This is a genomic window from Streptomyces coelicoflavus, from assembly GCF_003112555.1.
GTDB lineage: Bacteria > Actinomycetota > Actinomycetes > Streptomycetales > Streptomycetaceae > Streptomyces > Streptomyces coelicoflavus.
Window position 1 is genome coordinate 1 of record NZ_BEWB01000014.1, and the last position, 12,335, is coordinate 12,335.

Sequence of the window (12,335 nt, forward strand, 5' to 3'; positions counted from 1 at the left end):
GGCGAAGAGGTTGGGCCGCATGTAGGAGGCGGCGTCCCCCGTGAGTTCGGTGAGGTACTCCGTCAGTTCCTGTTTGGTGTTGCGCCAGGTGAAGTAGGTGTAGGACTGCTGGAAGCCGATCTGGGCGAGGGTCGCCATCATCGCGGGGCGGGTGAAGGCCTCGGCCAGGAAGATGACGTCGGGGTCGGTGCCGTTGATGTCGGCGATGACGCGTTCCCAGAAGGCGACGGGTTTGGTGTGGGGGTTGTCGACGCGGAAGATCCGCACGCCGTGGTCCATCCAGTGGCGCAGGATCCGCACGGTTTCCGTGTGGAGGCCGTCGGGGTCGGTGTCGAAGGCGAGGGGGTAGATGTCCTGGTACTTCTTGGGCGGGTTCTCCGCGTACGCGATGGTGCCGTCGGGGCGGTGGTGGAACCAGTCGGGGTGTTTGTGGACCCAGGGGTGGTCGGGGGAGCACTGGAGGGCGAGGTCGAGGGCGATCTCCAGGCCGTGGCGGTCGGCTTCGGTGACGAAGTGGTCGAAGTCGTCGAGGGTGCCCAGGGCGGGGTGGATGCTGTCGTGGCCGCCTTCGGGGGAGCCGATGGCCCAGGGGACGCCGACGTCGTCGGGGGTGGCGTCGAGGGTGTTGTTGCGGCCCTTGCGGTGGGTGGTGCCGATGGGGTGGACCGGGGGGAGGTAGACGACGTCGAAGCCCATGGCGGCGATGGCGGGCAGGCGTCGGGCGGCGGTGCGGAAGGTGCCATGGGGCCGGTCGGGGGTGCCCTCGGAGCGGGGGAAGAACTCGTACCAGGCGCCGTACAGGGCGCGTTCCCGCTCGACGAGCAGGGGCAGCGGCTCGGAGGAGGTGACCAGGTCCCGCAGGGGATGCCGGGCCAGGACCGCGTCCACCTCCGGCGTCAACGCCGCCGCCAGCCGGGTGGCCACCGGCAGGGTGTCGTCGAGCAGGGTCCCGGCCGCGGCCAGCAGCACCGACCGCCCGGAGTCCGCCGGTGCCCCCGCGGCGGCCCGCCGGTACAGCTCGGCCCCCTCCTCCAGGACGAGGCCGGTGTCGACGCCGGCCGGGACCTTGATCCGCGCAGCGTGCCGCCAGGTGGCGACGGGGTCGCTCCACGCCTCCACCCGGTACGTCCAGTTGCCCGGTGCTCCGGGGGTGACCTCGGCGCCCCAGCGGTCGGTGCCCGGGGCCAGCTCCCGCATCGGCGTCCACGGCCCCGGCCGGCCCTCGGGGTCCTTCAGCACGACGTTGGCGGCCACCGCGTCGTGCCCCTCCCGGAACACGGTCGCGGTGACCTCGAACGTCTCTCCCGCCACCGCCTTCGCCGGGCGCCTGCCGTTCTCCACCACCGGGTGGACGTCCCGGACCGGGATACGTCCGATCCCCACGGTCGCACTCATCCGCATCTCACCTCCGCCATGCTCGGGGCCGGGCGCGGGCCCGGCCGACTGGGTTGGGCCGATCGGCTCAGGCCGCGCCCGAGGGGGTCCTGTGCCCCGCCGGGGAGAGCCGCTCCGTCCGCTCCGTCCGCTCCTGCGCGTGGGTGAGCAGGTTCGTCCGCAGATACCTTTCGGCGGCGTCCGCCGCCTCGCGCGCGCACCGCTTCCCCATCAGCACGCAGAGGGTGTATCCGGAGTCCTCGAAGGTGGTCCGGACGGTGACGTCCGTGGGGGACGCCAGCATCGAGCGTTCCCAGGCGCGGTAATGCCGCAGCTGCCGGGCGACTTCGCTTTTCGCGGGGAGCAGCATGGCCGGTCACCTTCCGGACGGTCCGGTGGTACGGACGATCGGGTTCTGGACGAACGATCGATGCTGAGGGCGCGATCGAGTTCTTCACACATGGTGCACGGATGGTGACACCCCGTCTTGTTGGATCTTCAACTGCTTTCCCGGTGTCCGCTCCGCCCCGATCCCGGCCCCGAGCTGTTCGTGTTGCACGAATGGACTACCGCTCCCACTCTGGAGTGACTCAGAAGCGATCAGCGCTCACGCTTCGTGATCGGGGAGCCCGTCCCCCAAGGGACGCGGAGGAGCGAGAGCCCTCGCGGTGAGGAGCCACGACGATGAAGACCGCAGTGCCCTGCTACTACCACCTCGACGTGGAAGTGAGCCCGGAACGGGTCGGACAGGTCAGGCGCATCCTGGCCGCTCACCTCCGGTTCTGGAACCTGGAGAACCTCGTCGAACCCGTCTGCTCGGGCGCCGAGATGCTGCTGCTGGCGATCGACGAGCACGCGAGCGACAAGAACACGTCGATCGAGATGTGGTGGAACCACCAGCACCTCATCACGGCCGTAGGGGGCAACGACCAGGCGCTCCGTCCCGACCTGGACCTGCGCACCTGTCTGCAGCACCTCGCGGCCAACAGCGACGGCTGGGGCTGCTGCGCCACCGACACCGGCGCCAAGGTCATCTGGTTCTCGCGCCGCGCCCGCGCCGGCGAACGCGTTCCGCTGGTCGCGACGGATCCCGAGCCGATCACCCAGGAGGGGCTGGAAGTGCCGCGAGAGATCATGCCGGTGGCCCGGGTGGCCGGCCGGGCCCGTACGCCCGACGGCATCCTGGAGGAGGCCCGGTGACCCGGGCCAGGCCGAACTGGAAGGGGTCGCCCGTGTGGAGCGGGCACCCCTACCCCCTGGGGGCGGCGTACGACGGACAGGGCACCAACTTCGCCCTGTTCAGCGAGGTCGCCGAGCGGGTCGACCTCGTGCTCGTCGACGACGACGGCAACCACAGCACCGTCCCGCTGCCCGACGTCGACGGATTCGTGTGGCACTGCTACCTGCCCGGCGTCGGCCCGGGGCAGCGCTACGGCTACCGGGTCCACGGCCCGTGGGACCCGGCCGTCGGCCACCGCTGCAACCCGGCGAAGCTGCTCCTCGACCCGTACACCCGGGCCGTGGACGGGCTGGTGGACAACCACGCCTCCCTCTTCGAACGGGCCAGGGGCAAGGCCGACCCGGGCGACAGCGCCGGGCACACCATGCTGGGCGTGGTCACCGACCCCTTCTTCGACTGGGGCGACGACCGACCGCCCAGGCGCCCGTACTCCGAGAGCGTCATCTACGAGGCCCACGTCCGCGGACTCAGCCGCACCCACCCCGACGTGCCGGACGAACTGCGCGGCACCTACGCGGGTCTCGCGCACCCGGCGGTCGTGGAGCACCTCACCTCGCTCGGCGTGACCGCCGTGGAGCTGATGCCGGTGCACCAGTTCGTCCACGACGGAGTGCTCCTGGACCGCGGCCTGTCCAACTACTGGGGCTACAACACCATCGGCTTCTTCGCGCCCCACAACGGCTACGCCGCCCTCGGCACCCGCGGCCAGCAGGTCAGCGAGTTCAAGTCGATGGTCAAGACCCTGCACGAGGCCGGCCTCGAAGTGATCCTCGACGTGGTCTACAACCACACCGCCGAGGGCAACGAGAGGGGCCCCACCCTCTCCTTCCGCGGCATCGACAACGCCTCGTACTACCGTCTGGTGGACGGGGACTGGCAGCACTACTACGACACCACCGGCACCGGCAACAGCCTGCTGATGCGCCACCCCTACGTGCTCCAGCTCATCATGGACTCGCTGCGGTACTGGGTCACCGAGATGCACGTCGACGGCTTCCGCTTCGACCTCGCGGCCACCCTGGCCCGGCAGTTCCACGAGGTGGACCGGCTCTCCGCGTTCTTCGACCTCATCCAGCAGGACCCGGTGATCAGCCGCGTCAAGCTGATCGCCGAGCCCTGGGACGTCGGCGAGGGCGGCTACCAGGTGGGCAACTTCCCGCAGCTGTGGTCGGAGTGGAACGGCAAGTACCGCGACGCCGTACGGGACTTCTGGCGCGCCGAGGAGCACACGCTCGGCGAGTTCGCCTCCCGGCTGACCGGCTCCTCCGACCTGTACCAGCACAGCCGCCGCCGCCCCCGCGCCAGCGTCAACTTCGTCACCGCGCACGACGGGTTCACGCTGCGCGACCTCGTCTCGTACAACGACAAGCACAACGAGGCCAACGGCGAGGGCAACGCGGACGGCGAGAGCCACAACCGGTCCTGGAACTGCGGCGCGGAGGGCGAGACCAAGGACCCCGCCGTGCGGGAACTGCGCGGCCGCCAGCAGCGCAACTTCCTGGCCACCCTGCTGCTCTCCCAGGGCATCCCGATGCTCTGCCACGGCGACGAACTGGGCCGCACCCAGCGCGGCAACAACAACGCCTACTGCCAGGACAACGAGATCTCCTGGATCGACTGGCGGCTCGGCGACGAGCAGCGCGCGCTGCTGGACTTCGCCCGGCGCCTGATCGCCCTGCGCGCCGACCACCCGGTGCTGCGCCGGCGCCGCTTCTTCCGCGGCGAGACCCTCACCCACGCCGACCAGCCGCTGCCCGACCTGGTGTGGCTGCTGCCCGACGCGCGGGAGATGACCGACGACGACTGGCAGCGCTCCGACGCGCACACCGTCGGCGTGTTCCTCAACGGCGACGCCATCGCCGAACCCGACCCCCGGGGCCGGGCCGTCGTCGACGACTCCTTCCTGCTGCTGCTCAACAGCCACTGGGAGCCGGCCCACTTCCGGCTGCCCGACGTCACCTACGGCGAGCGCTGGGCGACCCTCGTCGACACCGCCGACCCGGACGGCGTCCCCGACGAGGCCGAGTACAAGGCGGGCACCCGGCTCACCGTCGGGCAGCGCAGCCTGGTGCTGCTCTCCCGGCCGTCCCGCACCGGCCGGTGAGCCGGTGAGGTCAGCTGCCGAGACGGCGCGCGGTCACCGTGAACTGCGCGCCGTCGGCGTCCCGGAGGACCGCCTCGTCGGCGCTCAGCGAGAGCACGCTGCCGCCGTGCCGCTCCGCGGCGCGGGCGCAGGCGGTGACGTCCTCGACCGCGAAGTGCACCTGCCAGTGCGGCCGCACGGCCGGGTCCGGGGCCGCGCCCAGCGCCCCCGACTCGATGCGGGCCACGACCTGGCCCTCGTGACGCAGGACCACCTCGTCCCCCTCGTAGCGGACCTCGCAGCAGCCCTGCCCGGAGGCCCACTCGAAGATCTCGCCGTAGAAGATCGCGGCGTCGAAGGCGTCACGGGTGTGCAGCCGGATGAAGGCGGGACGCTTGGTGCGCCAGGCGTCCCAGTCCGAGAACAGCTCGCCCTCCCAGACCCCGAACGTCGCGCCGTCCCGGTCGGCGAGCAGGGCCGCCCGCCCCGGCGGCAGGGAGATCGGCCCGACCGCGGCGGTGCCGCCGCGCTCCTGCGCCCGCGACGCGGCCTCGCCCGCGCTGCGCACGGCGAAGTACGGCGTCCAGGCCACCGCCATCTGCCACATCGCGGCGACGGCCGCGATCCCGGCCACCGGCACCCCGTCGGCCAGGGCGATGCGGAAGGGCTCGCCCAGCCGGGCGGGCCGCCACTGCCAGCCCAGCACGGCGGAGTAGAACTCCTCGGTGACCTTCAGGTCGCGGCTGGTGAGACTCACCCAGCAGGGCGCCCCGTACACGGAGTGCGTGGACAGCAGGCCTTCCCCGCGGGTGGAGGAGGTCATGTCGTGGTTCATGGCAGTCGCGTCCTGGTCTCGTCCACCGGCAGCCACCGGCTGCACACCGGTGTTGTCCGGCCGGGAGTGCGGCGGGCGCCTGGCGAGTACCCCGCACATGGCGCCGAAACGGAGGCCCCGAGGTGACCGTGCCCCCCACCGGCGTGCGCCCGGACCCCGGCCCGGGCACCGGCCCGGACCCCGACTCCGACTCCGACCAGATCTTCCGGTTGCAGGAGGAGGTGCGGCAGCTCAAGGAGGCGGTGGTCTCGCACGCCGTCGTCGACCAGGCCATCGGTGCGATCATCGTCCTCGGCGGGGTGACGCCGGACGAGGGGTGGATCGTCCTGAAGGAAGTTTCCCAGCATACGAACATCAAACTCCGCAATGTGGCGGAAACGGTACTCATCTGGGGGCGCACCGGAGTGATGCCGCAGGAGATCCTCACCGCCCTGGAGGACCGCCTGGGGCGGCCCGTGTGCGGCGTGGCCGGTCTCAGCGCGCCTCCGCCAGGATCTCCTCGCGTATCCGGTCGAAACAGCCGGTGAGCAGCCGGGAGACGTGCATCTGGGAGATGCCGAGCTGCTCGGCGATGCCGCTCTGCGTCATCCCGCCGAAGAAGCGCAGGTAGAGGATGGTGCGCTCGCGCTCGGGAAGCGCCTCCAGGCAGGGCCGCACCGCCACCCGGTCCACGACCGCGTCGAAGGCGGGATCGGGCCCGCCCAGCGCGTCACCGAGCGCGTACCCGTCCGTGCCGGGCATCTCCGCCTCCAGCGACAGCGCCGAGAAGCACTCCAGGGCCTCCATGCCGGTCCGCACCTCGACCGTGGTCAGCTGCGCGTGCTCGGCGATCTCATCGACGGTCGGCGCGCGCCCCGGCGTGGTCTGCGCCAGCTCCTTCGCCGATCTGCGGACCCGGTTGCGCAGGTCCTGGATCCGCCGCGGCACGTGCAGCGTCCACATGTGGTCGCGGAAGTGCCGTTTGATCTCCCCGGTCACGGTCGGCACCGCGTACGCCTCGAAGGCGTGACCGCGCTCCGGGTCGTAGTGGTCGACGGCCTTGACCAGGCCCAGGGCCGCCACCTGGTAGAGGTCCTCCAGGTTCTCGCCGCGGCCCCGGAAGCGGACGGCGATCCGCTCCGCCATGGGCAGCCAGACCCGGATCAGTTCGTCCCGCAGCGCCTTGCGCTCCGGTCCCTCGGGCAGCCCGGCGAGCCGGTCGAACGCCGCGGCCGTGTCGGGGGCGTCGTCGTGCGGGTGGGGCTGGGTTCTGCCGGCGACACGCATCACGCGCACCTCCCTCAGCAGGGGTGCTGGCAAGTCCTCGTATATATGGATACTGAGCGCGAATGCCCCGGACGGCCACTCGAACGGCGGCTCGCCGGTGACCGGGCGGCCGCCCGGTAGCGGGACGTGATGTGCGGCACGCTCCGGGTGATCGCGCGCGCGGGCGCCGGCGGATCGTCCCTGCGCAACGCTTGATCGTCGATCAAAAGGGGCGAAGGCCCTGGCCACAGCGCATTCCGCTCATTTGACAGTGCGATCGGCACACAGATAGGAAGCAGCGTCGAGAGGTCGAGAGGGGCACCGTGTACGAGCCGAACGTGGTCGGGGACTGGCAGGAGTACGACGAGCACGCCGGCCTGCGGGTCCGTGTCCACCGTCTGGAGCCCGCCGAGCCGCCGCGCGGGCGCGACGACGCCGCCGAGGGGCTCACGTACTTCCGGGTCCGGGTGACCGTCGAGAACCGGGGCGGGCGGCACCTCGGCATCCACCTGGAGGACGGCCAGATCGACGTGCGGATCGGCGCCGAGGGGGAGAGCGCCTTCCTCGACTGGCGCAACTCCCAGTTCATCGAGGGCTTCGACGTGTACCCGCTGCGCCGGGCCACCGCCGTGCTCTACGGAGCCGGTCCGGAGGCGAGCCTGAGCCAGGTGGACGTGCAGGTGCAGCTGAGGGTGGACGAGGAGTGGACCGACCGCCGGCTGTGGAGCGGCGCCCTCGGGCTGCCCGACGGGGCCGGCGCCACCCCGTGCGGCACGGTGCGGGACGAGGGCGTGGCGCACCAGGTGAGCGCCTTCCTGCGGGGCCAGTCGGAGGAGGGCACCGCCTGACCCGCCGGGCGGTCGCACCCGGTCCCGCTCCCAGGGGTCTGCCGACTGCCGGCACCCTCTAGTGCGCGATGCCGTCGATGATCTCCCGGGCGCCCTGCCGCAGCAGGGCCACGGCGACCGAGGTGCCCAGGGTCGCCGGGTCCAGCGGGCCCGCCCACTCGTGGGCGTTGAGCCGGGTCTTGCCGTCCGGGGTGAAGACGCAGGCCCGCAGCGAGAGTTCCCCGCCGCGGTCCACGCGGGCGTGCCCGGCGATCGGGCTGTTGCAGTGCCCCTGGAGGACGTGCAGGAACATGCGCTCCGCCGTCGCCTCCCGGTGCGTCTCCGGATGGCCGAGGCCGCTCACCGCGTCGATCAGGCCGCCGTCGCCCTCGCGGCACTGAAGGGCGAGGATGCCCGCGCCGATCGGCGGCATCATCGTCTCGGGGGAGAGGACCTCGCTGATCACGTCGCCCCGGCCGATGCGCTCCAGGCCGGAGACGGCGAGCAGCAGGGCGTCCGCCTCGCCCGCGGCGAGCTTCGCCAGCCGCCGGTTGGCGTTGCCGCGGAAGGGCACGCACCGCAGATGCGGGTGGGTGGCGGCCAGCTGCGCGACCCGGCGCACCGAGGACGTGCCCACGCGGGTCCCCTCCGGCAGCTCGTCCAGGGTGAGCCCGTCCGGGTGGACGAGCGCGTCCCGCACGTCGTCCCGCTTCAGGAACGCGGCGAACACCGTGCCGGCGGGCAGCGGCCGGTCGGCGGGCACGTCCTTGACGCAGTGCACCGCGAGATCCGCCTCGCCCGACAGCAGCGCGGCGTCGACCTCCTTGGTGAACGCGCCCTTGCCCTCCACCTGCGACAGGTCCCCGAGCCACTTGTCGCCGGTGGTCCTCACCGGTACGACCTCGGTGCGCACGCCGGGGTGGAGGGACGCCAACCCGGCCCGGACGCGCTCGACCTGAGCCAGCGCCATGGGAGAGTCGCGGGAGACGATGCGGATCAGTTCGGGGGCGGACATGCGGACACGATAGTGCGCGCGGGGGCGTTCCCGGGCCGGGGTTCGCCCGACCGGCCCGTTCTCGCCCCCCGTCTCACGCGTACGGGTCGAAGGGGATGCCGGCGGGCCGGGCGGCGGCCAGGTGGGAGGCGAAGCTGCCGTCCTTGAGGCCGAAGTTGGCGCTGCCGAAGTCGTAGGCGCTCAGCTTGTCGCGCAGACCGGCCGGATAGCCGTTCCAGCCGACCAGGGACGGGTACTGCCAGGCGCCCTCGTGGTTCTCCGGCGGCTCGTCGCCCGAGGTCGCCAGGCGGAAGCAGTGGGTGCTGATGCCGTCCTTGTGGTAGACGATCTTCGGATGGGTGCCGTCGAAGCGGACGGCGGAGCGCTCGTGCACGCTGAACGAGCCGTGGTTGGACGTCGACACGTACTGCACGGCGGTGTCCTTCACCCACACCACCACGTGCTCCCAGTCGTGCCGGTGGCCGCCGAGGCTCGTACCGGGCAGGGCCTGGTCCTTCTCGAAGTAGAGGCCGTACATGTAGGCGCACCAGTCGCCGTCGCACTTGGCGCGCGCGTAGCCGTTGGTGTTGTCCAGGTCGGCGGCGTCGCGGCAGTTGCCGTTCAGGGCGCCGGTCGGCTTCAGCCCGCCGTTGACCGCCCCGTCGGCGCCGATGGCCGGGGTCGGGTAGCAGCCGTCGGTGTCGTAGTCGTAGGCGGGCTGGTACGCCCGCTCCAGGCTGTCGGCGTTGCCGGGCAGCCCCGGCGGCGGGGCGGCGAAGGCGGTGGCGGGAAAGGCGACGACCAGGGCGAGGGCACCGAGCGGCACGGCGAGCCATCTGCGGCGGGGCGTTGCGGCGGTACGCGGGAACATCGCGTCCTCCTCGGGGTGGCGCAGCCCAACGGCTGTGGGGGGAAGGGGAGTTCAGGGTCCCCTCTTTTCCCTCGCGCGCCAAGGGCGCACCGGCGTCCCCGCGGTGAAGGGCGGCCCAACACCTGATCCGGCGTCACCCGCTCACACCGGTTCGTCCGGAATGTCCGCGGCGGACTCCTCGGGCGCCAGGTCCGGGCGGAGCCTGAGCCAGGACGGCTGACGCAGCATGCCCTCGCGGGTGCGGGTGCTGTAGCGGACCTCGCCGACCAGCCGGGGCACGACCCAGCGAGCACCCGGCACCGACGGCACCGGGTCGAAGGGGCAGACGTCGCTCGCGGCGGCCGCCAGCAGCGCGGCCAGCTCGGACCGCTCGCCCGCGCTCCAGCCGGTGCCGACCCCGCCGACGTAGCGCAGCCGGCCGGCGGCGCGCTGGCCGACCAGGACGGCACCGGGGAGGCCGCCGAGCCGTCCCCTGCCGGGCAGCCAGCCGCCGACCACGACGTCCTCGCTGCGCATGTTGCGGATCTTGACCCAGGCACGGGAGCGGACCCCCGGCTCGTACACCGAGTCCAGCCGCTTGCACACCAGCCCCTCGAGACCGTGCTCACGGGTGGCCCGCAGGGCCTGTTCGCCGTGGCCGACCAGCGCCGCCGGGGTCGACCACGACGGCCCGTTCAGCCCGAGGTCCGTCAGCCGCTCGCGGCGGCCGGTGTAAGGGGTGCGCAGCAGGGAGCGGCCCGCCAGGTGCAGGGCGTCGAACAGCACCAGGTGGACGGGGACCCTCGCCGCCCGGTGCGCCGCGCGGGCCGGGGCGTGCGCGAGGCCCATCCGGGACTGGAGCAACTGGAAGTCGGCGCGGCCCCGTTCGTCCAGGGCCAGCACCTCGCCGTCCAGCACGGCCGGGGTGTCGCCGAGCGCGGTGGCGAGCGGCGCCAGCTCCGGGTAGGCGGCGGTGATGTCCTGGCCGGAGCGGGCGCGCAGCAGGACGCTCCCGTCGCCGGGCAGGTAGATCACCACGCGCTGGCCGTCCTGCTTGGTCTCGTAGGCCCAGCGCGCGTCCTGCGCGGCGGACGGCAGGGTGCCGGGGGTGGCGAGCATCGGAGGGATCAGCGGCAGCTCCACGGGTCAGTACTCGACCCGCCCGGGTGCCGTCACGCGCGTTGCCCGCCAGGTTCGCCTGAACGGCGCCGGTCCCGGGCGGGACCGGCGCCGTCGCGGTCAGCGGGCGGAGGCGGGCTGCGCCGCCGTCCCGTCGACCGGGGCCGGGCCGGCCGACGGGACGGCCGGACGGTGCCGGGGGATGAAGGACGCGATGGCGGCGGCCAGCAGGGCCGCGCCGGCGCCGATGGCCATGACCACCTTGAACGCGTTCTCGGACGGCAGGGCGAAGCCGCCGAGGTCGATCGTCAGCTGGGCCAGGATCACACCGGCGATGGCACTGGCGACCGAGGTGCCCAGGGACCGCATGAGGGTGTTGAGGCTGTTCGCGGCGGCCGTCTCGCTCGCCGGCACCGCGCCCATGATCAGCGACGGCATGGCGCCGTAGGCGAAGCCGATGCCCGCGCTGATGACGCAGGAGGCCAGCACCAGGTGCCAGACCTCGGCCATCAGCACGATGTTGAGACCGTAGCCGGCCGCGACGATCAGGGCGCCGATCATCAGCGTCACCTTCGGGCCCCTGGACCTGGAGACCTTCGCGGAGACCGGGGCGAACGCCATCATCACCAGGCCGGACGGCGCCATCACGAGGCCCGTGGTCAGCAGGGACCGGCCGAGCCCGTAACCGGTGGCCTCGGGCAACTGCAGCAGCTGCGGAAGTACCAGGGACATCGCGAACATCGAGAAGCCGATGGCGACGGACGCCAGGTTGGTGAACAGCACCTGACGGCGGGCGGTGGTGCGCAGGTCGACCAGGGGCTCAGGGGTGTGCAGCTCCCACCAGCCCCAGACCAGCAGGATCACCACGGCCGCCGCGAACAGGCCGAGGGTGGTGCCCGAGGACCAGCCCCAGTCGCCGCCCTTGGAGATCGCCAGCAGCAGGCTCGCGAGTCCGGCGGCCATGCCGAGACCGCCGAGCAGGTCGAAACGGCCGCCGGTGCGCACCGCCGACTCGGGCACCAGCGCCAGCACCAGCGCCAGGGCGACGGCGCCGAGCGCCCCGGAGAGCCAGAACAGCATGTGCCAGTCCAGCTTGTCCGCGATCAGCGCGGCGGCGGGCAGGCCGAGCGCGCCGCCGACTCCGAGGGAGGCGCTCATCACCGCGGTGGCGCCGGCCAGCCGCTCGGCGGGCAGCTCGTCGCGCATGATGCTGATGCCGAGCGGGATCACGGCGGCGGACAGGCCCTGGAGGGCGCGGCCGGCGACCATCGGGACCAGCGCGTCGCTCAGCCCGCAGACCACCGAGCCGCCGATCAGCAGTATCAGGCTGAGCAGGAGCATCCGCCGCTTGCCGAACATGTCGCCGAGCCGGCCGACGACCGGAGTGGCCACCGCGGAGGCGAGCAGCGTGGCGGTCACCGCCCAGGCCGCGTCCGAGGCCGACGCGTCCAGGAGCTTCGGCAGCTCCGGGATGATCGGGATGACCAGAGTCTGCATGAGCGCGACGACGATCCCGGCCAGGGCCAGTACCGCCACCACGGCGTTCGGCCGTGGTGTGGCGGGGGAAGCGGGCATGAAAGAGCCTTTCGAGCGATGAGTGGTGCCACGAGTGTGAGAACCGGAGCGCGAACATTTAAGTCAGTCGCTTGAAGTAGTCTACGGGGTGTGGAGGGGAAGCGCGCCTCCGGGCCGGGCGGCGACCCCACGCCGCCGCCCCGTAGGCTTCCGTGACAACCCGCCGTACGACGGCGGACCTGCGACGACTCGA

The 12,335-nt window shown here is 72.4% G+C and carries 12 protein-coding genes; 4 read left to right on the forward strand and 8 right to left on the reverse strand.

Going from position 1 to position 12,335, the window contains the following annotated elements; translation table 11 throughout:
* Both Sco07f_RS30585 and Sco07f_RS30590 read right to left on the reverse strand, forming a co-directional pair.
* Nucleotides 1–1,401 (reverse strand): maltotransferase domain-containing protein (locus tag Sco07f_RS30585; RefSeq protein ID WP_108989725.1); only part of this gene is annotated, 1,401 nt, incomplete at its 3' end.
* 61 nt (nucleotides 1,402–1,462) lie between these two features.
* Nucleotides 1,463–1,744 carry a DUF5133 domain-containing protein gene (locus Sco07f_RS30590; protein ID WP_007388062.1) on the reverse strand — a complete coding sequence of 94 codons (282 nt, stop codon included), beginning with the start codon at nucleotides 1,742–1,744 and terminating at the stop codon, nucleotides 1,463–1,465.
* Nucleotides 1,745–2,058: 314 nt separating this feature from the next.
* Between Sco07f_RS30590 and Sco07f_RS30595 the strand changes: the two genes are divergently transcribed.
* Complete coding sequence (locus Sco07f_RS30595) at nucleotides 2,059–2,574, forward strand: pep a2 (protein WP_087792384.1); 516 nt, start codon at nucleotides 2,059–2,061, stop codon at nucleotides 2,572–2,574.
* Nucleotides 2,571–4,718: a glycogen debranching protein GlgX gene (gene glgX, locus Sco07f_RS30600; RefSeq protein WP_108989726.1), complete on the forward strand. Its 2,148-nt coding sequence runs from the start codon at nucleotides 2,571–2,573 to the stop codon at nucleotides 4,716–4,718. The genes Sco07f_RS30595 and glgX overlap by 4 nt, the downstream gene beginning before the upstream one ends.
* Nucleotides 4,719–4,728: 10 nt before the next feature.
* On the opposite strand, the gene Sco07f_RS30605 is transcribed toward glgX, so the two are convergent.
* Nucleotides 4,729–5,532: a VOC family protein gene (locus Sco07f_RS30605; RefSeq protein WP_007388061.1), complete on the reverse strand. Its 804-nt coding sequence runs from the start codon at nucleotides 5,530–5,532 to the stop codon at nucleotides 4,729–4,731.
* A gap of 122 nt (nucleotides 5,533–5,654) precedes the next feature.
* Between Sco07f_RS30605 and Sco07f_RS30610 the strand changes: the two genes are divergently transcribed.
* On the forward strand, nucleotides 5,655–6,059 hold the full coding sequence (locus tag Sco07f_RS30610) for an ANTAR domain-containing protein (RefSeq protein ID WP_373558682.1): 405 nt from the start codon (nucleotides 5,655–5,657) through the stop codon (nucleotides 6,057–6,059).
* Here the strand turns inward: Sco07f_RS30610 and Sco07f_RS30615 are convergent.
* Nucleotides 6,007–6,798, reverse strand: coding sequence for a SigB/SigF/SigG family RNA polymerase sigma factor (locus tag Sco07f_RS30615; RefSeq protein WP_087792386.1), 792 nt, complete (start codon nucleotides 6,796–6,798; stop codon nucleotides 6,007–6,009). The two genes, Sco07f_RS30610 and Sco07f_RS30615, sit on opposite strands and share 53 nt — an antisense overlap.
* 302 nt (nucleotides 6,799–7,100) lie before the next feature.
* On the opposite strand from Sco07f_RS30615, the gene Sco07f_RS30620 reads away from it, so the two are divergent.
* Nucleotides 7,101–7,625, forward strand: a complete 525-nt coding sequence (locus Sco07f_RS30620; protein ID WP_087792387.1) for a hypothetical protein — start codon at nucleotides 7,101–7,103, stop codon at nucleotides 7,623–7,625.
* Between the two features lie 58 nt (nucleotides 7,626–7,683).
* Here Sco07f_RS30620 and hemC read toward each other — a convergent pair whose 3' ends face one another.
* The 4 genes from hemC to Sco07f_RS30640 all read right to left on the reverse strand — a co-directional run bounded on the left by hemC (nucleotide 7,684) and on the right by Sco07f_RS30640 (nucleotide 12,142).
* Nucleotides 7,684–8,619 carry a hydroxymethylbilane synthase gene (gene hemC / locus Sco07f_RS30625; RefSeq protein ID WP_087792388.1) on the reverse strand — a complete coding sequence of 312 codons (936 nt, stop codon included), beginning with the start codon at nucleotides 8,617–8,619 and terminating at the stop codon, nucleotides 7,684–7,686.
* 73 nt (nucleotides 8,620–8,692) lie between these two features.
* On the reverse strand, nucleotides 8,693–9,469 hold the full coding sequence (locus tag Sco07f_RS30630) for an NPP1 family protein (RefSeq protein WP_108989727.1): 777 nt from the start codon (nucleotides 9,467–9,469) through the stop codon (nucleotides 8,693–8,695).
* A 141-nt stretch (nucleotides 9,470–9,610) separates the two neighbouring features.
* Nucleotides 9,611–10,591 carry an ATP-dependent DNA ligase gene (locus tag Sco07f_RS30635; RefSeq protein ID WP_108989728.1) on the reverse strand — a complete coding sequence of 327 codons (981 nt, stop codon included), beginning with the start codon at nucleotides 10,589–10,591 and terminating at the stop codon, nucleotides 9,611–9,613.
* 96 nt (nucleotides 10,592–10,687) lie between these two features.
* A complete protein-coding gene (locus tag Sco07f_RS30640; RefSeq protein ID WP_108989729.1) occupies nucleotides 10,688–12,142 on the reverse strand; it encodes an MFS transporter in 1,455 nt (484 codons plus the stop codon).
* Between the last annotated feature and the right edge of the window lie 193 nt (nucleotides 12,143–12,335).

Coding starts and splice junctions, on each gene's coding strand:
- Sco07f_RS30590 (WP_007388062.1), bottom strand. CDS start 1,744: ATGCTGCTCCCCGCGAAAAGCGAAGTCGCCCGGCAGCTGCGGCATTAC.
- Sco07f_RS30595 (WP_087792384.1), top strand. CDS start 2,059: ATGAAGACCGCAGTGCCCTGCTACTACCACCTCGACGTGGAAGTGAGC.
- Sco07f_RS30605 (WP_007388061.1), bottom strand. CDS start 5,532: ATGAACCACGACATGACCTCCTCCACCCGCGGGGAAGGCCTGCTGTCC.
- Sco07f_RS30615 (WP_087792386.1), bottom strand. CDS start 6,798: ATGCGTGTCGCCGGCAGAACCCAGCCCCACCCGCACGACGACGCCCCC.
- hemC (WP_087792388.1), bottom strand. CDS start 8,619: ATGTCCGCCCCCGAACTGATCCGCATCGTCTCCCGCGACTCTCCCATG.
- Sco07f_RS30630 (WP_108989727.1), bottom strand. CDS start 9,469: ATGTTCCCGCGTACCGCCGCAACGCCCCGCCGCAGATGGCTCGCCGTG.
- Sco07f_RS30640 (WP_108989729.1), bottom strand. CDS start 12,142: ATGCCCGCTTCCCCCGCCACACCACGGCCGAACGCCGTGGTGGCGGTA.